General features: G+C 68.1%; 17 protein-coding genes and 1 tRNA gene. 6 read left to right on the top strand and 12 right to left on the bottom strand.

Annotated features, from left to right (window positions below; genetic code table 11):
* Positions 1–28: 28 nt before the first annotated feature.
* Positions 29–1,495 carry a lipopolysaccharide biosynthesis protein gene (locus tag ACN0WF_RS03800; RefSeq protein WP_417771449.1) on the bottom strand — a complete coding sequence of 489 codons (1,467 nt, stop codon included), beginning with the start codon at positions 1,493–1,495 and terminating at the stop codon, positions 29–31.
* A gap of 584 nt (positions 1,496–2,079) precedes the next feature.
* On the opposite strand from ACN0WF_RS03800, the gene ACN0WF_RS03795 reads away from it, so the two are divergent.
* Positions 2,080–2,155 (top strand) — tRNA-Thr (locus ACN0WF_RS03795).
* A 117-nt stretch (positions 2,156–2,272) separates the two neighbouring features.
* The gene (locus ACN0WF_RS03790; RefSeq protein WP_417771448.1) at positions 2,273–3,736 is read left to right on the top strand and encodes a hypothetical protein; all 1,464 of its coding nucleotides are present in this window, start codon (positions 2,273–2,275) and stop codon (positions 3,734–3,736) included.
* Between the two features lie 6 nt (positions 3,737–3,742).
* On the opposite strand, the gene ACN0WF_RS03785 is transcribed toward ACN0WF_RS03790, so the two are convergent.
* The 11 genes from ACN0WF_RS03785 to ACN0WF_RS03735 form a co-directional block, all read right to left on the bottom strand.
* Entirely contained in the window at positions 3,743–5,125 is a 1,383-nt protein-coding gene (locus tag ACN0WF_RS03785) for a pilus assembly protein TadG-related protein (protein ID WP_417771447.1), read from the bottom strand.
* A 148-nt stretch (positions 5,126–5,273) separates the two neighbouring features.
* Positions 5,274–5,846, bottom strand: a complete 573-nt coding sequence (locus ACN0WF_RS03780; RefSeq protein WP_417771446.1) for an HNH endonuclease — start codon at positions 5,844–5,846, stop codon at positions 5,274–5,276.
* A 174-nt stretch (positions 5,847–6,020) separates the two neighbouring features.
* Positions 6,021–7,433, bottom strand: a complete 1,413-nt coding sequence (gene leuC / locus ACN0WF_RS03775) for a 3-isopropylmalate dehydratase large subunit (protein ID WP_417771445.1) — start codon at positions 7,431–7,433, stop codon at positions 6,021–6,023.
* 103 nt (positions 7,434–7,536) lie between these two features.
* Positions 7,537–7,764 (bottom strand): hypothetical protein, encoded by a 228-nt coding sequence (locus tag ACN0WF_RS03770; protein WP_417771444.1) that lies wholly within the window; start codon positions 7,762–7,764, stop codon positions 7,537–7,539.
* 148 nt (positions 7,765–7,912) lie between these two features.
* Positions 7,913–9,205 (bottom strand): TRAP transporter large permease, encoded by a 1,293-nt coding sequence (locus ACN0WF_RS03765; RefSeq protein WP_417771443.1) that lies wholly within the window; start codon positions 9,203–9,205, stop codon positions 7,913–7,915.
* 104 nt (positions 9,206–9,309) lie between these two features.
* The gene (locus ACN0WF_RS03760) at positions 9,310–9,819 is read right to left on the bottom strand and encodes a TRAP transporter small permease (RefSeq protein ID WP_417771442.1); all 510 of its coding nucleotides are present in this window, start codon (positions 9,817–9,819) and stop codon (positions 9,310–9,312) included.
* The gene (locus tag ACN0WF_RS03755) at positions 9,816–10,829 is read right to left on the bottom strand and encodes a TRAP transporter substrate-binding protein (protein WP_417771441.1); all 1,014 of its coding nucleotides are present in this window, start codon (positions 10,827–10,829) and stop codon (positions 9,816–9,818) included. The genes ACN0WF_RS03760 and ACN0WF_RS03755 overlap by 4 nt, the downstream gene beginning before the upstream one ends.
* Positions 10,830–10,865: 36 nt before the next feature.
* A complete protein-coding gene (locus ACN0WF_RS03750; RefSeq protein WP_417771440.1) occupies positions 10,866–12,419 on the bottom strand; it encodes a class I adenylate-forming enzyme family protein in 1,554 nt (517 codons plus the stop codon).
* Positions 12,416–13,702, bottom strand: coding sequence for an acyl-CoA dehydrogenase family protein (locus ACN0WF_RS03745; RefSeq protein ID WP_417771439.1), 1,287 nt, complete (start codon positions 13,700–13,702; stop codon positions 12,416–12,418). Before ACN0WF_RS03745 ends, ACN0WF_RS03750 begins: the two co-directional genes overlap by 4 nt.
* Positions 13,699–14,523 (bottom strand): alpha/beta fold hydrolase, encoded by an 825-nt coding sequence (locus ACN0WF_RS03740; RefSeq protein ID WP_417771438.1) that lies wholly within the window; start codon positions 14,521–14,523, stop codon positions 13,699–13,701. The genes ACN0WF_RS03745 and ACN0WF_RS03740 overlap by 4 nt, the downstream gene beginning before the upstream one ends.
* The gene (locus ACN0WF_RS03735) at positions 14,520–15,566 is read right to left on the bottom strand and encodes a peptidase M29 (RefSeq protein WP_417771437.1); all 1,047 of its coding nucleotides are present in this window, start codon (positions 15,564–15,566) and stop codon (positions 14,520–14,522) included. The genes ACN0WF_RS03740 and ACN0WF_RS03735 overlap by 4 nt, the downstream gene beginning before the upstream one ends.
* 246 nt (positions 15,567–15,812) lie before the next feature.
* Here ACN0WF_RS03735 and ACN0WF_RS03730 point away from each other — a divergent pair, with 246 nt between their 5' ends.
* The 4 genes from ACN0WF_RS03730 to ACN0WF_RS03715 all read left to right on the top strand — a co-directional run bounded on the left by ACN0WF_RS03730 (position 15,813) and on the right by ACN0WF_RS03715 (position 19,253).
* Positions 15,813–16,379 carry a flavin reductase family protein gene (locus ACN0WF_RS03730; RefSeq protein ID WP_417771436.1) on the top strand — a complete coding sequence of 189 codons (567 nt, stop codon included), beginning with the start codon at positions 15,813–15,815 and terminating at the stop codon, positions 16,377–16,379.
* A gap of 1 nt (position 16,380) precedes the next feature.
* Positions 16,381–16,851, top strand: coding sequence for a MarR family winged helix-turn-helix transcriptional regulator (locus ACN0WF_RS03725; RefSeq protein WP_417771435.1), 471 nt, complete (start codon positions 16,381–16,383; stop codon positions 16,849–16,851).
* 346 nt (positions 16,852–17,197) lie between these two features.
* Positions 17,198–17,461, top strand: coding sequence for a DUF4212 domain-containing protein (locus ACN0WF_RS03720; RefSeq protein WP_417771434.1), 264 nt, complete (start codon positions 17,198–17,200; stop codon positions 17,459–17,461).
* A gap of 16 nt (positions 17,462–17,477) precedes the next feature.
* On the top strand, positions 17,478–19,253 hold the full coding sequence (locus tag ACN0WF_RS03715; RefSeq protein WP_417771433.1) for a sodium:solute symporter family protein: 1,776 nt from the start codon (positions 17,478–17,480) through the stop codon (positions 19,251–19,253).
* Positions 19,254–19,330 lie beyond the last annotated feature (77 nt).

The raw sequence follows: 19,330 nt of genomic DNA, 5'->3' as shown, positions 1-19,330 counted from the left end.
CTTGCGCCTTCGCGGCGTTAGCATTTGGTTAACCCTGCGCGCGCCCCGTGTTGGAGCGCCAGACGAGAGGATCGATCCCCAGCCGCCGGCGCGCCTGCCAGGCCAGCGCCGCCGCCTCGAACACCATCGCGCCCGCTGTGGCGACCGCCGCGCCGAGAATGCCGAGCAGCGGGATCAACACGATGTTGAGCCCGATGTTGACGGCGAAGGCCGCCGCATAGACGCCCGCACAGGCCTTCTGCTGGTCGGCCATGGTCAGCAGCGCGTCGACCGGCCCGACGGCGGCGCGCGCCAGCACCCCGGCAAGCAACACCAGGATCACCGGATAGCCGCTGGTAAAGCCGTCTCCGAACAGCGCCAGCAGCAGCGGCCCGACCGCCGCCAGCAGGCCGGCGAGCAACAGCGTCGGCCAGAAGGTCCAGCGGGCGCTTTCGTCGACGAGCCGAGCCAGCTCGGCATGCTCGCCCGCGTGATAGAGCCTGGAATAGCGGTGCGCGGTGGCCGAGCGCACCGCGAAATAGACGAAATGGGCCAGCGCCGGCGTCTTCGAGGCGGCGAAATAGATCGCCACCTGGTCCGGCGGGCACCAGAAGCTCACCATCACCACGTCGGCGCTGGTGATGAGCTGGAAGAAGCCCTCGACAAGCAGGATCGGCACCGACAGCCGCAGCCACTCGCCGATGGTCCAGGCCTCGCGCGGCGGTCGCGCCAGCCGCTGCGGCGCGAGCATGCGCGCCAGCGCCAGCCCCTGCAGCAGCGTCACCGTCCAAGTGGCGACGATGGTCACGATCACCGCCGAACTCGCGGTTGCCGGCACGCCCGCCGCCACCGCCGCCGCCATGCCGGCGAGGATCGCCAGCGGCCGCCAGATGAAGGTCGGCAGCATGGCGGTCAGCGTCCAGTCGTGGGCGCGCGCGATGCCGTCCTGGATGCTGCCGATGGTGAACATCGGCAGGCAGACCGCGCCGAGCACCAGCGGCAGCACGTAGTGGGAGGAGATCCGCTCGCCCGCCAGAACCACGACGGCGATGCCCGCGAGCGCCACCGCCGTCGCCGCGAGCCCACCCGCCGCGCGGCTGCCGATCAGCAGCGCGGCAAGCCGCCCCTGCTCGCCGCGCGCGCGGTATTCGGGAATCAGCCTGAGAACGGAGGAGGAAAAACCGAGCGGCGTGAAGATGCCGAGAATGACGACCAGCGTCCACACGACCGCGTAGATGCCGTATTCGTGCCCGCCCATCAGCCGCGCCAGCACCACCTGCATGACATAGGCAAGCGCTGCGCCGAGCACCCGGGTGGCGAAGACGACAAGCGCCATGCGCTGCGCCCGCGCCGTGTCGAGCTCGCCGGAAACGATTCCGCGCAGGCGGTCGAGCATCGGCAGCACGCGACGCGACGCCGCCTCCGGCAGCACCCATGCCGCCATCCGCTCGGTCAGGGCAAGCCCCCCGGCCAGAATCCGTGTCAGCATGGGCAGGCGCTGGACAGCGGCGCGCATCGCAGGGCGCATTCCTGCGGCGCGGAGCGCGGGCGCAAACAGACCCGCGCCGGTTCGCGCGTTTCTGCCCCGATCCGATGGCCCCGGCGGTTCGTCACCTTGTTCCCCGTCCCTTGTCCCTTGCGACAACAACCATGTGCCACCATTCTGCCGCCGGGCAAAGTCCCTGGCGGCAAACGGCATGGCGGCGTGGTCCCAACCGTGCTTCGCGCCCGTGCGGGCGGGCCCGTCGGCGGGCCTCCTCAAGGCTGCAAGCCTAGCGGGCGACTTTTAATTTTCCGTCGCCCGCCGCCGGCGGAGCCGGGCGGCGCGCCGGTCACGTTTGCGTGAGGCGCCAAACCGCTGACCGGCGACGGAATCGGGACGGCTGTCGAAAACCCGGGGCGGACACGTTCAATCCCTCTTGCGCACCGCCTCCTTGTCCGCTATCAAGCGGCCACCTCGGCACGGTTCCCGGTCAGGGCGGTTCGGCTTATGCCACCGCGGAGCGGGCAGGATCGGGGCGGCGGATGCAAAATCCGCCCGGCGATACGGTCTTCCGCATCGCCACGACATAGCGGGCCGTCTGGACCCGCGTTTGGTGCGCCGGTGTAGCTCAGTTGGTAGAGCACGTCATTCGTAATGATGGGGTCGGCGGTTCGAGTCCGTTCACCGGCACCACTCTTTTTCTCCCGAACACATCCGAAACGCGCGTATCGCCTGTGCGCGCGGCGCGAGCTTGACCCATCCGGCATTCCGACGGAGGCTCTCTTCAGAGTTGAACCTGGGGAGGGGGTCATGTTGAAAAAGGCATGTGGAAGAGTGGCGCTTTCGGCTGCGCTGGCGATGTTTCCGGGGCTTTGCGCCGCAGCCGGCCAAGATGTCCGCGCTCAAGCCTATGACGCGGGAAACGACAACCTCTGGTACGCCTCGCCAAATGTGGCCGTCATTTCCCGGCTTCCCTTCGACACCCGCTATGTGATCCACCTTGCCGGGGCCAACGACTTTACCCATCGGGTCGAGATCCTGCGCGACATGCGCCGCCTCTCCTACGGCGGATCAGCGCTGGTGATCGAGGAAGAGGCAACCGCCCTCGTCGCGGGACGCGACATCGCCCTGTTCGCTCCCGCCACCGCACTGCCGCCGAACGTGCCTCTTGGCACCTACGCCCTGCAAGGGCTCGACAAGGGACGCCTTACCTTCAACCAATGGGGCGGAACACTCGGCGTCAGGCTTATCCACCACGACAGCACCACGGCGCCGGCGGATCTTCCGGTCCTGCGCTTCAAGACGGAGCAGTTCCTGCGGGTCTGCATCGACGGGGTGGTTGCGAACGCCGCTCCCGCAGGCACGCCAGACCCGCTCGTTGCCATTTCCGTCGACGGCAAGCTCATCCTGCGTTCCGCCCCGGGAGCGCCGCCGGAGCCGGCGCTCTGGCGGCGGGGCTGCGTCGACACGGTTGGTCGCAAGGTCGACGTCACCCTTGTCGCGATCGCAAGGCCGGACACGGACCTGCCGCCTCCCCAGGGCCTCCATCGCGTAAGCGGGAAGGTCTTTTTCGCCCCGCTTGCCGAGGTGCGGGCCGAAACGGACCTGGCGAACACGCCATTTCCGCATCGGCCACCGACCGGCCGCAGCTTCACCGCCACATGGAGCTCGACCCTTCGGCAATCGGTGATCGCCTCCGACCTGCCGGAGCCCGAGCGCTACCTGCTGACCATGGATGACGACTTCGATGGCACGCCTGCAAACCTCGAGGTTTCGAGCACGGGCGGAACGCCCGATGCGCAGCTCCACGAAGGCGGCGGCCTTGCCCTCGAAACCGCAAACCTGCGGCTGGATGGCCTTCCGGCCCTTGGCAGCTTCACGCTTCTCGGCTATGGAGAGGGCGACTTCCGTCCGGTCCGGTTCGCGGTCGAGGGCAGCCCTCGCAACGCCAACAGCTACATGCCGACGAGCATCGTCGCGCGCTTCGACAGACCGCAATTCGTAAGGCTGTGTGTCGACGGCTCGCGCCGCACGGACACGGCCGACCCGTCCGAGCCGACGGCTGTCCGGGGCCCCCATCTCGTGCCTTTCCGAAACGGCCAGCCGCTCGGGCCATCTGGCAGGGTCGCGGCGATGGACGCCGGTTGCACGGATTTCGTCGCCTGCGACATCGACGCCGGCATGCTCGGCGACAAGCTGGTTCCGGGCCTCAGGCGCATTGACGCGACGCTCTACCACCGCCCCCTGCCCGCGCCATCGGCTGCCTGCCGGTAGCCCCCCTCACCTCGACAGGTACGTCGACTTGATCTGGTTGGCGATCCTGGCGAATTCGGCGATCAGGTCCTCGTCGCTGTCGGCGCGGTAGTAGTTGTCGGAGCCCGACGCGCAGTCGCTCATCACCTTGTCCGCGGCCGATCCCTTGGCGATCTGGAAGCCGACGGTGATGATGGTGATGCCCTTCGCCTTGATCGCCGTGCACAGCGCCCGGGCGCGCGTCGCGCTCTCGCTGCCTTGTTGGGCGATCCAGTCGTAATTCACCCGCCCGACCCGGTCGGGCGAAAACCAGGTGTTAAAATCGCCGTCGGTCATGACGACGAGATATTTCACCACGCGCTCGTCGCTTGCCGGCGCCGGCGCACTCTTCGACGGCCACAGCGACGACCAGTTCGAGGACAGCATGTACCAGCCCCAGGCAATGCCCGTCTGACCGGCGGTGTTGCCGCCTGCGCCCAGCCGCGCGACCTCGTAGAGCAGCGTGCCCGGCTTCTTCGTCGAGCCGGGATCGAGCGTCAGCGGCACCGCCACCGCCGTCGGACAGACATAGCCCGAGGAGGACCGTATCTTGCTGCCCTGGCGGTAGAAGGCGGTCATGTACCCGGCCTGCTGCGCGCCCGGGCCGATCGGCGCCACCATATGGGAGGCATCCGTATAGGCCTGCGCCCCGTCGCGCTCGCTCACGCAATAGGGATAGCTGGTGCGGCTCTTGCTGGCGCCTCCGGTTGCCTCCGCGGCCAGCGTCGCACCGATGTTGACGCCGGCGCTGTAAGGCACCAGCGCGACGCGCACCTTCTCGTTGGTGGAGACGCTCGCCGGCGGGATCAGCGTGTTGACGAAGCCGGCAGCCGCCTCGCGCAGCCCGGCTATCTTCGTGCCGGCCATCGAGCCGGTCACGTCGACGACCAGTGCCGCCTCGACGCTCTTCGGGTAAATCGCCTGCGCGCCACTGCTGACCGGGATCGTCTTCGGCCCCATGCCGGCAAGGCGGATGAAATAGGTCGGAACCTCCGAGCGGGCCGAGACAGCGATCCGCCGCGCCTTCGTGTCGATGGAGGGCATGTCCACCACGATCTCGACGCCGGGGATCGCCGACCCTTCCGCGTTGGCGCCGAAGTAGGCCTCATAGTTCTTCTTCAGGTAGTCTTGGATTTCCGTTTCGCTCATGTTGCGCGTCGACAGCTCGCGCGCCACCGCCAGCATCGCCGCGTCGAGACCGCGGGCAATCGCCTGGCGCTGGTTGATGGCGCGGGCAAAGTCGATCCCCGCCCCGGCGATGACGATGATCAGCACCAGCACGATGGCGAGCATGGGAACGATCGCGCCACGACGCTCGACGACGAGCGCCCGCGCCTGGACATTGAACCGGCGAAACAGACGAGACGGCATGTGGACCCCTCCACGCCGGCTCGCCGGCGCCTATGACAGATCCGATCATCCCATGGCGGTCATGCCGGAAGGTTAAGGCACGCGCCGGAACGCGGTGATTCGCGCGCCTCGGTTGACGCAGACTTAACGCGGCGGCGGGACCACCCGCTCACGGCTCCAGTTCGGTATCCCAGTAGAGGAAATCGAGCCAGCTCTCGTGCAGGTAGTTCGGCGGGAACAGGCGGCCGTTGTTGTGAAGGTCCTGGACATGCGGGGCGAAAGGCATGTGCATCGGCCACATGTTGATGTCGCGGCAGGACTTGTTGGCCTTGCGCAGGTTGCAGGGAGAGCAGGCGGTGATCACATTGTCCCAGGTCGTCTGGCCGCCCTTGGAGCGCGGGATCAGGTGATCGAAGGTCAGCTCCTCGCGGGAGCCGCAGTACTGGCACTGGAAACGGTCGCGCAGGAAAACATTGAAGCGGGTAAAGGCGGGGTGCCGGCTGGGCTTGATGTAGCTCTTGAGGGAAACGACGCTGGGAAGCCTGAACTCGCTGCTCGGACTTCGAACCAGCACGTCGTACTCGGAGACAATATTGACCCGGTCGAGGAAAACCGCCTTGAGGGCGTCTTGCCACGACCATAGCGACAACGGGTAGTAAGCCAGCGGACGGTAGTCCGCGTTAAGCACCAGGGCCGGATGAGCACCTGGAGAGATGGCGACGTTCACACCTTCGCTCCTCATGCCGATGCCTCGGAACCGCCTCGTGACGATCCCGGATGCCCGCATAGTGTAGAGCGAGAGTGACAGTCTTGTGAAGTCGCTTCGGACGCGACGTCATGCGAAAACGCGCGCGGGAAGGCTCTCCCCGCGCGCGGTCGTGTCAGTCGTCCGCGCCGATGCGGCGCGCGGCCGCGTTCAGCCCTTCGGCCACTCGCGAATGTCGACGAAATGCCCGGCAAGAGCCGCCGCCGCCGCCATCGCCGGCGACACCAGATGGGTGCGGCCCTTGAAGCCCTGGCGTCCCTCGAAGTTGCGGTTCGAGGTCGAGGCACAGCGCTCGCCGGGGGCGAGCTTGTCGGCGTTCATGGCAAGACACATGGAGCAGCCCGGCTCGCGCCACTCGAAGCCGGCGTCCTTGAACACCTTGTCGAGGCCCTCGGCCTCCGCCTGGACCTTCACCAGGCCGGAGCCCGGAACGACCATGGCGCTGACGCTCTCCTTGACCTTGCGCCCGCCGATGACGGCGGCGGCGGCCCGCAGATCCTCGATGCGCCCGTTGGTGCATGAGCCGATGAACACCCGGTCGACGGCGATGTCGGTGATCGGCGTGCCGGCGGCAAGGCCCATGTACTGGAGCGCGCGACGCTTGGAATCGCGCCGGTTCTCATCGGCGATCTGCTCGGGATCCGGCACCCGGCCGGTCACCGAGATCACGTCCTCCGGGCTGGAGCCCCAGGTGACGATCGGCGGCAGGTTCGCCGCGTCGAGCCGGATCTCCTTGTCGAAGTGGGCGTTCTCGTCGGTGAAGAGCGTCTTCCAGTAGGCCACCGCCTTGTCCCAGTCGGCACCCGTCGGCGCCTTCGGCCGGCCCTTGATGTAGTCGAAGGTCTTCTCGTCGGGTGCGATCAGGCCGGCGCGCGCGCCACCCTCGATCGACATGTTGCAGATCGTCATGCGCCCTTCCATGGACAGCGCACGGATCGCCTCGCCGGCGTATTCGATGACATGGCCGGTGCCGCCGGCCGTGCCGATCTCGCCGATGATCGCCAGGATGATGTCCTTGGCGGTGACGCCGTCGGGCAGAATGCCGTCGACGGTCACGCGCATGTTCTTCGCCTTGTTCTGGATCAGCGTCTGGGTGGCGAGCACATGCTCGACCTCCGAGGTGCCGATGCCGTGGGCGAGCGCGCCGAAGGCGCCATGCGTCGAGGTGTGGCTGTCGCCGCACACGATGGTCATGCCCGGCAGGGTGAAGCCCTGCTCGGGACCGACGATGTGGACGATGCCCTGGCGGTCGTCGGTCTCGCTGTAGTACTCGACGCCGAACTCGGCCGAGTTCTTCGCCAGCGTCTCCACCTGCAGCGCCGATTCCGGATCGTCGATGCCGTGACTGCGGTCGGTGGTCGGCACGTTGTGGTCGACAACCGCGAGCGTCTTGCCGGGCTGGCGCACCTTGCGGCCGGTCATGCGCAGACCCTCGAAGGCCTGCGGGCTCGTCACCTCATGCACCAGGTGGCGGTCGATGTAGAGGAGCGACGTGCCGTCCTCCTGCGTGTTGACGACATGGTCGTCCCAGATCTTGTCGTAAAGGCTGCGTGGCGTGCTCATGGCTGGCTCCTCGGAAAAGGGCGTCGGAGAATTTCGCGAAACGGAAAGGGGCACCGGGTCGGGTCGGTCCCGCCGGACCGCGCGAAAGGCGCGTCGGGTCCGCTCAGGCTGACAGCTTCGGCGCGGGCGCAAGCGGGCCGGCGTCGAACGTGGCGCTCAGCCTGGCGTGGAAGCGTGCGGGCAGACGGCGGCGGTCCTGCATGACGATGCGGCACAGGCGGCGCGTGGAACAGGCGGGCACGGGCGCAAGGATGCGGCCGGCGCCGGTCGGCGCGCCGTCGATCCCGGTCCCCCGGTAGTCTGCCCGGGCGTCCACCTGTCGGTCGCTCACCCTGTCCCTCGATACCGCGCTGTCCGCATGTCGCCAAGGCTCCCCCGCCGCGGTTCCGCGGAGGCCTTGCCGTGCCCAAGCCTCTTCAATGGCGCAAAACGGCGATGCGGGTCAAGGCGCGATTGCGCGCCCGCGCCGCGCCGCCGCCTCAGCGCATCATGTTCGGCAGGAACAACACCAGCGCGGGAACGCTCGCGATCAGCGCCAGCCGCACCACGTCGGCGATGACGAAGGGAACGATGCCGCGAAAGATCTTGCCCATCGGCACATCGGGCATGACCGTCTTCAGGACGAAGACGTTGAGCCCGACGGGCGGGGTGATCAGGCTGATCTCGGTCACCACCACGACGACGATGCCGAACCACACGAGGTCGTAGCCGAGGCCGCCCATCAGCGGCGCGAAGATCGGCACCGTCAGCAGAACCATGGACAGGCTTTCGAGCACCATGCCGAGGCAGAGATAGACCAGCAGCACCAGCGCCAGGATCGCCGGCGCCGGCAGGTCGGAGGCCCGCGCCATGTCGGCCAGCGCCGTCGGCAGACCGGCGATGTTGACGAAATTGGAGAACACCAGCGCCCCGATCAGCACCATGAACATCATGGTCGTGGTCGCCGCCGTGTCGGCGAGCGTTTCAAGCAGGTTCGACCAGGTCAGCCGTCCCCGGAAAAGGGCAATGAGGAAGGCGCCGCTGGCACCGATGCCGGCGGCCTCCGTCGCGGTGAAGGCGCCGGCGTAAATGCCGCCGATGACGAGCGCGAAAAGCGCCAGGATGCCGGTCACGCCGCGCAGGGCGGCGAAGCGCTCGGCGTAGCCCATGCGCTCCGCCGGCGGCCCGGCCAGCGGGTTCACCCAGCACACGACGCGAACCGCAGCCATGTAGCCGAGCATGCCGAGCACCCCCGGCACGATGCCGGCGATGAACAGCCGGGCGATGTCCTGCTGGGCGGTGACGCCGTAGATCACCAGGATCACGCTCGGCGGGATGAGGATGCCGAGCGTGCCGCCGGCGGCGATGACGCCGCTCGCCAGTCCGTCGTCGTAGCGGTAGCGCCGCATCTGCGGCAGCGCCACCTTGCCCATCGTGGCAGCCGTCGCCAGCGACGAGCCGCAGGCGGCGGAAAAGCCGCCGCAGGCGACGGCGGGCGCCATCGCGAGGCCGCCGCGCCGGTGCCCGAGCCAGGCGTGGCAGGCGGCATAGAGTTCATCGGAAAGCCCCGCCCGCGTCACCAGGTTGCCCATCAGAACGAAGAGCGGCACCACCGAGAGCGAGTAGGAAAGGCCCGTGTCGAAGGTCGTCTGCCCGATGATCGCCATGGCCGGGGTAAAGCCGAGGATCAGGGTCAGGCCGACGCCGCCCACCGCCGCCATGGCAAAAGCGATGGGAACGCCGGCGAACATCACGACGAGAAGGAGAAGAAGGCCGGGAAGCCAGGTTTCCATGCTGAAATCCTTGGGAATGCCCCGTCAGGCGCGGCAACGCTTTGGTGGGTCCAGGGCGCGGGGCCCCAGGGTCCCGCGCCGGGATCGGGACGGCCGGCGCGGCGTCAGTCGCGCCGGAAGACGAGGACGAACGCCACCAGCGCGGAGATACCGGTGAAACCGGCCATCACCCCGGCGACGGGTCCGAGCGGGATGCCCAGGTAGACCGTGGCGTCGCCATAGGCCGAGAAGTCGCGGGCGCTGATGCCAAGCCGCCAGGCGAGGATCGCCAGCATGACCGCCGTCGCCGCCAGCGCGAGCCGTGCGAGCACGGCGCGCGGCAGCCGCGGCAGCCGTGCCGTGACGAGATCGACGGTGACATGATCGCGGCGCGCGGTGACGATCGGCAGGCCGACAAAGATGACGAGCGCCAGCAGCACTTCCGTCAGCTCGAAGGCGCCGGGCAGCGGGGCGTTGAAGAGATAGCGGCCGATGACGTCGACGAAGGTGACGAGCATCATTGCCAGCAGGATCAGCGCCGCGAGCACATGCAGCACGCGCCCGGCGATGGCGACGGCGCGTCCGGGGCCGTCAGGCTCCGGACGCTTCGCCGGACCGGAGGTCGCATCGGTCATTTCGCCGCGGCGACCTCGGCCCTCAGCATGTCGAGGGCGGCCTTGCCGTCGATGCCGGCGGCCTTCGCCGCCGCGAGAAAGCCGTCGTTGATGCCTTCCAGCTTTTCGACGATCGCCGCCGTCATGGCGTCGTCGGCGGGGGCCAGCGTCACGCCCTTGTCGAGCATGGTCTTGGTTCCGGCCGCGTCGGCCGCGTCCCAGGCCTTGCCCGCGAGCCGGGCCATCGCCTCGCCCGACACCTTGTCGATCGCCGCCTTGTCCTCGTCCGACAGCCGGTTCCAGCTGTCCCGGTTCATGATGACGAAGAAGGACGTGTTGTAGAGGCCCCCGGGCACCGAAATGCCATGACGGATAACCTCGTCGATGCGGAAGAAGGGCACGGATTCAGCCGGGAAGAGAATGCCGTCGGCCACGCCGTTCGACAGGATCTCGTAGACCTGCGGCGACGGCGCCTGCACGCCGATCATGCCGAGCCGCGAGGCGACCTCGGAGACGATGCCGCCGCCGATGCGCATCTTCAGCCCCGAAAGGTCGTCGAGCGAGGCGACCTCCTTCTTGGTCGTGTAGATCATGCCCGGGCCATGGGTGAAGACGGTCAGCAGCTTGACGCCGTCATGCTCGTTGGCCTTGGACAGCATCGCCTCCTGCACGCGCCAGTAGGCAACGGACAGCGCCTCGGCGCTGTCGGAGAGGAACGGCCCCTCGACCAGCGGCGTCAGCTTGAAGCGGCCGGGCGTATAGCCGTGCACGCTGTAGCCGACGTCGGCGACGCCGGAGCGGATCAGGTCGAACTGCGCCGGCGGCTTGCCGATCGGCGAGGCCATGATCTCCACCTTGACCCGGCCGTTGGTCGCCTCCGCCACCTGCTCGCCCCAGGGCGCGAGAATGTCCTTCACGATCGGGTGCGACGGCGGCAGCCAGTTGGAGACGCGCAGGGTGGTTTCCGCCGAGGCGGAGGTGGCAAGGCCGAGCGCGGCAACGCCGGCCAGCATCGCAAGAAATTTCCGCATGTTGTTCCCCTCATTGACAAAAGAACGCGGTGCGGGTCAGGCCTTCTTTGGGTCCTTGACCGTGTCGCGAACACTGCCGCTCCGCCCACCGAGTGCATCCTCGGCGATTTTACGGAGCATATCCAGTTTGATCTTGCCGAGCGCGTTGCGCGGCAACTCCTCCACCAGAACGACGGATTTCGGGTGTTTGTAGCGGGCCAGCCGACCATCGAAGCCGGCAAGCACCGCCTCGGGCGTCACGGCCGTGCCGGAGCGCGGCACCACCACGGCGACAGGACTTTCGCCCCAGCGTGCGTCGGCGACCCCAACCACCGCCGCCTCGCTCAACCCGGCGATCTCGCCAAGAACCCGCTCCAGCTCCGCCGGATAGATGTTCTCGCCACCCGAGATGATCACGTTCTTGATCCGGTCCTTGAACCAGAAGACACCATTCTCGTCCTGCAACGCCAGATCGCCGGTGCGGAACCAGCCGCCGTCGAAACTCTCGCGCGTCGCGTCCTCGCGCCCCCAGTAGCCCGTGGTGATGTTGCCGCCGCGCAGCTGGATCTCGCCGATCTCGCCAGGTGCGGCCGGACGGCCGTCGACCACCACCCGCGCCTCGGTCATTGGCCCGGCGCGGCCAATGGCGCCGAATTCGGCGCGCGGGTCGGCGCGGCGCTGGTAGATCGCGACCGGCCCCGTCTCCGTCGCGCCATAGACCTGCAGCACCGGCACGCCGCGCTCCATGACGGCGCGCATCAGCACCAGCGGCACGTCGGAGGAGCCGGTGGCGACGAGCCGCAGCGACGAAAGATCGGCCCCAGGCCAGTCGGGATGCGACAGGGTGGCGACCAGCGTCGCCGGAACCAGCACCGTCATTGTCGGCCGGTGGTCGGCGAAGGCCTGCAACGTCGCCGCCGGATGGAACCGGTCGTGCAGGATCACCGTCGCACCCTGGCGCAGCGCCGGGGTCGTCTGGATGTTGAGCCCGCCGACGTGGAACATCGGCAGCACCGTCAGGATCGTATCCTCGCCGGTGATCTCCTGCATGTGGCAGGCGTTGTCGGCGTTGGCCTCGAGCGCCGCCTGGGTCAGTACCGCGCCCTTCGGCCGCCCGGTGGTGCCGGACGTGTAGACGATGAGAAGCGGATCCTCGGCGCGGCCCGCGCCCGCGCCCGCCGCCAGCGACGCGCCGCCAGCGGTTTGCGCGATCAGCCCGCCGCGCGCCGGATCGACCGGGCGCGTGGCGATGCCGCCGGCAATCTCGGCGACGGTCGCCGCAAAATCCGGATGGTGATAGAGAAGCCGCGCGCCGCTGTCGGCGAGCGCATGGGCAAGCTCCGGCGGCGCCAGCCGCCAGTTGAGCGGCACCAGGATGGCGCCGATCCTGGCGCAGGCGAAGAGCAGCGCCAGCATGTCCGGCGCGTTGGTGCCCAGATAGGCGACCCGCTCACCGTGGGCGATGCCTTCCGCATCGCGCAGATGGCGGGCGATGCGACCGACCGCCCGACCGAGATCCCCGTAACCGAGACGCTCGCCGGCGAAGAGGATGGCGCATTTGTCGGGCCGTTCCGCCGCATGCGCCTCGATCCAGCGGTCGAGGGTCGTCACGCGTCGCTCTCCCCCGGCAGATAGAGGCTCTCGCGGCCGATCCGGTCGAGGCAGATCTCCGCCGTCCACGGCAGCATCAGCGATCCGCAGCGGCTGTCGCGATAGAGCCGCTCCAGCGGCAGCGACTTCAGCATCGACTGGCCGCCGCAGGTCCTGACCGCGAGCTGGCAGATCTCGTTGGCGTTCTCCATCACAGTGTAGTGCGCCGCCCAGGCCCTGAGCATCTGCTCGCGGGAGGGGTCGGGGCGTGCGTCGGAGATCGCCTGGAACCACAGCGCCTTGGTCTGTTCCAGCATGATCTGCATCTGGGCGACGCCGATCTGCTTGGTCGGGAACATCCGCCGCTTCACCGGCGGCAGGCCCGGCCATTCACCGCGCAGGTATTTCACCGTGAAGTCGTATGCGGCCTGGGCGATGCCCATGTAGGTCGGTGACAGCGTCATGAACATGTGCGGCCAGCGGTTGGCGGCCTGATAGTAGACGCCGCGCGGCATCAGCTGCTCGTCGTCGGAGACGAAGACGTCCTTGAACAGAAGCGTGCGCGAGACCGTGCCGCGCATGCCGAGCGGATCCCAGTCGCCGACGACGGAGACGCCCTCAGCGCTGGCCGGCACGGCGATATACATCGTGTCCCGGCGCGAGGGTTTCTCGCCCTCCTTCATCTCGCCGCACAGCACGCCGTAATAGTCGGCATGGCCCGAGAGCGAGGCGAAGATCTTCTTGCCATTGATGATCCAGCCGCCGTCGACGCGCTTCGCCGAGGTCGAGAACGGGGCCGCGCCCGCGGCCGCCGCGCCGCCTTCCGAGAACGGCTGCGAGTAGATCGCGCCATCCTTGAGGATGCGTTCGTAGTGCACGGCGCGCCGCCGGCGGTGCAGCTCGCGGTCCTGCGCGCTCATCTCCAGGTCGTCGGTGAGCGCGCCGGTCCACAGGCAGGAGCAGACGTGCATGTTCCAGGTCAGCGCCGTCGCGCCGCAGTAGCGGCCGATCTCGGCCGCCGTCATCATGTAGGCGCGGAACGGCGCGCCGTGGCCGCCGTCTTCCTTCGGCACGCAGATGCCGAGAAGCCCGGCCTCGTGCATGTCGCGGTAGTTCTCGACCGGAAAGGTCGCCTCGCGGTCGTATGTCTCCGCCCGCGGCGCGAATTTCGCCTTCGCCACCTTGCGCGCCAGAGCCGTGAGTTCGGCCTCCTGCCCGGTCAGGCGAAAGGCGTCGGGATCGAAGATCGGCTTGTCCTGGTCCTCGACGGCGGCATCGCCGAGCTTTGTCTCGTGCAGCGTCATGAAGAGGCTCCTTGCCTGTCGTTGGCGGGATGGGCGGGGGCGGAATGGGCGGTGCCGGAAAGAAAGTCGCGCAGCAGCGCCGTATAGGCTTGCGGGCACTCCAGCGGTGCCAGGTGGCCAATGCCCTCGAATTCCGCATAGCGGGCGCCGGCGATCTTTTCCGCCATCTTGCGCATGGTCGGCGCCGGCCCGTTGCGGTCCTGAGACCCGGCGACGACCAGCGTCGGCACCGCAATGCGGGCAAGCGTCTCGCGCCCGTCGAAGGTGGCGAGACAGCGGATCGCGGCCCGATAGGTCGCCTCCGGCACGCGGGCCATCGCCTGCGTTGCAAGCGGCACCGCGGCCGGATCGCTGGCCGAGCCGACGAGATCAGGCACAAAGGCCCGCGCAAGCTCGGGGATCGTGCGCCCCTCGTCGAGGGGGGCGAGCCGTTCGGCGACGAAACGGGTCTGGAACGAGCCGTCGCGGCTGCCGAACGCGGGCACGGTCGCCGACAGCACCAGCGCCTCGACCCGCTCCGGGTGCCGGGCGATGAAATCCTGCGCCACCATGCCGCCGATGGAATGGCCGAGCAGCGTCACGCGCCGCAGGTCCAGCCGGTCGAGAAACCCCAGCAGCGCCGCCGAAAGCGCCTCGAAGGTCATCGGGTCGACCAGCGGCGTGCCGCCGTATCCCGGCAGGTTCCAGCCGATGGCGTCGAAGCCCGCGCCCAGCCCCTCGATCTGCGGCTGGAACATTTCCGCGCCCGCGCCGATGCCGTGCAGGAAGACGACGGCCCGGTCTCCGCGCGCCGCGCGGATGTGATCGCCCACGCCGCTCATCGCAGCGCCTCGATCAGCTCGCCGTCGACAACCGCCGGCACCCCGTCCAGCGAGATCGTGCAACCGCGCACGGGGATGTCGAAATGGCCCTTGGTGTAGCGGCCGGCGAACTCGTTGGCGCCGGTGGAGAACAGGAAGTTGCCGGCATAGGCGCGCACTTCCGTGCCATTGGTCTCGCGCTGGTCGTACATGGTCAGCGCCTCGTAGCGCGCCGCCTCGCTCATGCCGAAGCCGACATGGGCCACCGCATAGGCCTCGCGCTCGCCCCAGGCGGCCAGGTAGCGCCGCGTCAGCTCCGCATCCGTCCCCTCGCCCTCGATCCGCGTCACGTAGTCATCGACGATGGTCAGGCGTACCGGGCGTTCCAGGTAGCGCTTGAAGGTGAGGTTGATGTCGCCGGCGTCCAGCACCAGCGTGCCGTTGACGCTGTGCGCCGCGGGGAACGAAACGACCAGCCCGGCCGGCCAGTGGGCAACCGAACCCGGCCGGTCGCACCAGCCCCATACGCCGACGGTCGAGGCCCCGGTCATCGCCACCGTGAGATCGGTGCCCGCCGCCGAGGTGACGCGCATCTCCCGGGCCTCGCGGATCAGCTTCACCGCCTGGCGCACCCGGTCCTTGTCGCGCTCGGCCGGCACCAGCCGCTCCAGCGCCTCGGGATGTTCGTTGGAAATCATCAGCACGCGCGCGCCGTTGGCGATCACCCGTGGCAGTTCGGGCGCATGCAGCAGCCCTTCCACGGTGAGGTCGACGACAAGGCCGCTGGCGGCGAGCGCCGCGAGCGCCGCGTCGTGACCGGCCAGCGCCGTCGAGGCACCAGTCGAGCGCACCGGCACCGGCGCGTCCTGGCGCGGCGTCGGCACCACCACGTGGAACACCTTCGCGCCGAGGCGCTGCAGGGCAAGTTCCGCGATATGGACGTTGAGCGTCCGCGACTGGGTTTCCGAGAGGATCGCGACCTGTTCGCCACGGGTGACCTTGCACAAGGCGAACACCCGCTCGAAGGCGTCGATCCATTTGCCCTCGATCCTGTCGGCCAGCATCAGCGACCTCCCCCTTTTCGCGCCACGCGGACGACGCCGGGGCGCATCGCCGCCCGGCCCCCGCTTCGCGTCCCCCTCGCCCGCGCCGGATGGATCCGGTCTGATCTTGCGCGAACCTCCCGTTTCACGCAGCAAGCGAAAAGAACTTGGAGGATCGTAGCAACAGAGTTATTATATGAAAAGGAATATTTTTAGGCATGAACTTTGTAACCCGCCCATCCGGCGGGCACGCGGGGAGGAAACGCCATGACCGACGACGCGCGCGCCGACACCGGGAAGGACGCCGAACCGGGGCCGGGGCTGGCGCCGGAGGATGCCCGCCGATTTCGCGCCGCGCTCGGGCGCTTCGTCACCGGGGTGACCATCGTCACCACGCTGGACGACGCCGGCCGGCCGATCGGCCTCACCGCCAATTCCTTCAATTCGGTCTCCCTCGATCCGCCGATGGTGCTGTGGAGCCTGGCGCGACGCTCGCGCAACCTCGCCCTGTTCGAGGAGGCGCGCCACTACGCCATCAACATTCTCGCCGCCGACCAGCACGGCCTGTCCGACCGCTTCGCGCGCCCGGCAGAGGACCGTTTCGCAGATGTCGACTGGACCCCGGGCGTCTGCGGCATGCCGGTGATCGCCGGTGTCACCGCCGTCTTCGAGTGCCGCAACGAAACCCGCGTCGAGGGTGGCGACCACATCGTCTTCCTCGGCCGCGTCGAGGCCTTCGAGGAGGCCGATCGCGTACCGCTGATCTTCCATTCCGGCCGCTACGCCCGGCCGCACTACGCCGTGCCCGGCCTTGCCTCCGCACGGGGCCGCTGAGGTGGGGGACCCCGCAAGTCCGGCACGGGGCCGCTTCGTCGACGGCTACCTGCTCTACCTTCTGGCGCGCGCCTCCAGCATCGCCAGCGCCGAGTTTCACGAGGAGCTGCGCGGCCTCGGCGTGCCGGTGCCCGTGTGGCGGGTGCTCGCCTCGCTCAAGGGCACGCCCGGGCTCACCATCGGCGAGCTCGCCCGCCGCTGCCTGGCCAACCAGCCGGCCATGTCGAAGACCGTCGAGAAGCTCGTCGCCGGCGGGCTCGTCACCCGGATCGCCGACGAGAACGACCGCCGCCGGGTCTGGGTGCGGCTGAGCGACGAGGGCGAAAGCCGCGTCGACACGCTCATTGCCAGGGCCGAGGTGCATCAGGCGCGCCTTGTCGAGACCATCGGCGAGGACGAGGCGGAGGCGCTTCGCATCGCCCTCGCCCGCGTCGTCGAAAAGGCCTCTGCGAAACCGGCAAGCGACTGCTGAGAAACACTTTTTCCTGAAGCTCTCCCCCTCTCGGCGCGACCACCGTCACCCGCGCGGCGGTGGCCCGTATTATCCCAATGTCGCGGTTCGCCCGCTTTCCGCTTGCGGTTAAGGTCGGGATCGAGACGGTGCGCGCGCAACCTTGCGGCGTGCTTCGTTGGCCGGCTGGCCGCCTTCAGGCGGTGCTCCGGCAGCCGGGACGGGGGCGGCCCGCGGTGCTGGAGGAGCACCCGTGAAGCCACGATACGGAAAGACGCAGCGGCATGGCCCCATGGGGCCGATCGGCGCGGCAATCCGAAAGACCCTTGTCCCGTGCGAGCAAGAAGTCGTGAGTGGAGGAACTTCTATGAGCACTGGCAATGAGTCCGGCCGGGCCTATTGGAAAGCCAATCTGGCCCTGATCCGGAATTCTCTGATCGTCTGGTTTGTCGTCTCCTTCGGGATGGGCATCCTGCTTCGTCCCGTCCTTTCAGGCATCAAGGTCGGCGGCACCGACCTTGGTTTCTGGTTCGCCCAGCAGGGATCGATCCTCGTATTCCTGGTTCTGATCTTCTTCTACGCCTGGCGCATGAACGCCATCGATCGCCAGTTCGGCGTCGAAGAAGAATAAGCGGGAGACATCAGTGATGGATCAAACAACCCTCAACTACATCGTCGTGGGGCTGTCTTTCGCGCTCTACTTCGGCATCGCCATCTGGGCCCGCGCGGGCACGACCGGCGAGTTCTATGCCGCCGGCCGCGGCGTTCACCCGGTCATGAACGGCATGGCAACCGCTGCCGACTGGATGTCGGCCGCCTCCTTCATCTCCATGGCCGGCCTGATCGCCTTCACCGGCTATGACAACTCGACCTTCCTGATGGGCTGGACCGGCGGCTACGTGCTGCTCGCCATGCTGCTCGCCCCGTATCTGCGCAAGTTCGGCAAGTACACGGTTCCCGAGTTCATCGGCGACCGCTTCTACTCGACCACGGCCCGCGTCGTGGCCGTGATTTGCCTGATCGTCATCTCCGTGACCTACGTCATCGGCCAGATGACGGGCGTCGGCGTGACCTTCGCCCGCTTCCTCGAGGTGGATGTGACCACGGGCCTTCTGATCGGCTCGGCGGTGGTGTTCGTCTACGCGGTGCTCGGCGGCATGAAGGGCATCACCTACACCCAGGTCGCCCAGTATGTGGTTCTGATCACCGCCTACACGATCCCGGCGATCTTCATCTCCATCGCGCTGACCGGCAACGCCATCCCGGCGTTCGGCCTGTTCTCCGACCACACCGCGAGCGGTGTGCCGCTGCTGACCAAGCTCGACCAGGTGGTGACCGACCTCGGCTTCGCCAGCTACACCGGGCACCACTCCAACACCTTGAACATGTTCCTGTTCACCATGTCGCTGATGATCGGCACCGCGGGCCTTCCGCATGTCATCATCCGCTTCTTCACGGTGCCCAAGGTGGCGGATGCGCGCTGGTCGGCCGGCTGGGCGCTGGTCTTCATCGCCCTTCTCTACCTCACCGCCCCGGCGGTCGGTGCGATGGCGCGTCTCAACATCATGGACACGATCCAGACCGGCCCTGTCGGCGCGGAGGACGGCAACCTGCTCTATACGGAGCGTCCGCAGTGGATCAAGAACTGGGAGCAGACCGGACTTCTGAAGTTTGACGACAAGAATGGCGACGGCCGCATCCAGTTCTACAACGACAAGAACGCGGCCTATGCCACGAAGGCGGAAGGCTTCGGCTGGAAGGGCAACGAGCTGTCCGTGAACCAGGACATCCTGGTGCTGGCCAACCCGGAGATCGCACGGCTTCCCGGCTGGGTGATCGCACTCGTCGCCGCCGGTGGCCTCGCCGCCGCCCTGTCGACGGCAGCCGGTCTGCTGCTCGCCATTTCCTCGGCGATCTCGCATGATCTGATCAAGTCGGTGTTCAACCCGGGCATTTCCGAGAAGGGCGAGCTCAACGCCGCCCGTATCGCGATGACCGGCGCGATCATTCTGGCCACCTACCTGGGTCTCAACCCCCCCGGTTTCGCGGCCCAGACCGTGGCGCTCGCCTTCGGCCTCGCCGCCGCCTCGATCTTCCCGGTCCTGATGATGGGCATCTTCTCGAAGCGCATCAACTCGGCCGGCGCGATCACCGGCATGCTCGTCGGACTGGTCGTGACCGTCGGCTATGTGTTCACCTACCTCGGCATGTTCTTCATTCCGGGCACGAACCTGCTGCCGAACACGCCGGCAAACTGGCTCTTCGGCATTTCGCCGGCCTCCTTCGGCACGATCGGCGCGATCTTCAACTTCGCGGCGGCCTACATCGTCTCGATGCAGACGGCGGAGCCTCCGCTGGAGATCCAGGAGCTTGTCGAGTCCGTGCGCGTTCCGCGCGGCGCCGGCGCGGCCACCGACCACTGATGTCCCGGCCCGGATCCCGCGATCCGGGCCGCTCGAACCCGAACCCCGCCCCTCACCGGGCGGGGTTCGTCTTTGCC

Source organism: Stappia sp., from assembly GCF_048268045.1.
Taxonomy (GTDB): domain Bacteria; phylum Pseudomonadota; class Alphaproteobacteria; order Rhizobiales; family Stappiaceae; genus Stappia.
This window is presented reverse-complemented; position numbering and strand designations above follow the sequence as displayed.

Bases quoted from the DNA above. Each gene is read 5' to 3' on its own strand.
- ACN0WF_RS03740 (WP_417771438.1), bottom strand. From the start codon at position 14,523: ATGAGCGGCGTGGGCGATCACATCCGCGCGGCGCGCGGAGACCGGGCC.
- ACN0WF_RS03760 (WP_417771442.1), bottom strand. From the start codon at position 9,819: ATGACCGATGCGACCTCCGGTCCGGCGAAGCGTCCGGAGCCTGACGGC.
- leuC (WP_417771445.1), bottom strand. From the start codon at position 7,433: ATGAGCACGCCACGCAGCCTTTACGACAAGATCTGGGACGACCATGTC.
- ACN0WF_RS03790 (WP_417771448.1), top strand. From the start codon at position 2,273: ATGTTGAAAAAGGCATGTGGAAGAGTGGCGCTTTCGGCTGCGCTGGCG.
- ACN0WF_RS03755 (WP_417771441.1), bottom strand. From the start codon at position 10,829: ATGCGGAAATTTCTTGCGATGCTGGCCGGCGTTGCCGCGCTCGGCCTT.
- ACN0WF_RS03745 (WP_417771439.1), bottom strand. From the start codon at position 13,702: ATGACGCTGCACGAGACAAAGCTCGGCGATGCCGCCGTCGAGGACCAG.
- ACN0WF_RS03800 (WP_417771449.1), bottom strand. From the start codon at position 1,495: ATGCGCGCCGCTGTCCAGCGCCTGCCCATGCTGACACGGATTCTGGCC.
- ACN0WF_RS03715 (WP_417771433.1), top strand. From the start codon at position 17,478: ATGGATCAAACAACCCTCAACTACATCGTCGTGGGGCTGTCTTTCGCG.
- ACN0WF_RS03735 (WP_417771437.1), bottom strand. From the start codon at position 15,566: ATGCTGGCCGACAGGATCGAGGGCAAATGGATCGACGCCTTCGAGCGG.
- ACN0WF_RS03765 (WP_417771443.1), bottom strand. From the start codon at position 9,205: ATGGAAACCTGGCTTCCCGGCCTTCTTCTCCTTCTCGTCGTGATGTTC.
- ACN0WF_RS03720 (WP_417771434.1), top strand. From the start codon at position 17,198: ATGAGCACTGGCAATGAGTCCGGCCGGGCCTATTGGAAAGCCAATCTG.
- ACN0WF_RS03780 (WP_417771446.1), bottom strand. From the start codon at position 5,846: ATGAGGAGCGAAGGTGTGAACGTCGCCATCTCTCCAGGTGCTCATCCG.
- ACN0WF_RS03730 (WP_417771436.1), top strand. From the start codon at position 15,813: ATGACCGACGACGCGCGCGCCGACACCGGGAAGGACGCCGAACCGGGG.
- ACN0WF_RS03785 (WP_417771447.1), bottom strand. From the start codon at position 5,125: ATGCCGTCTCGTCTGTTTCGCCGGTTCAATGTCCAGGCGCGGGCGCTC.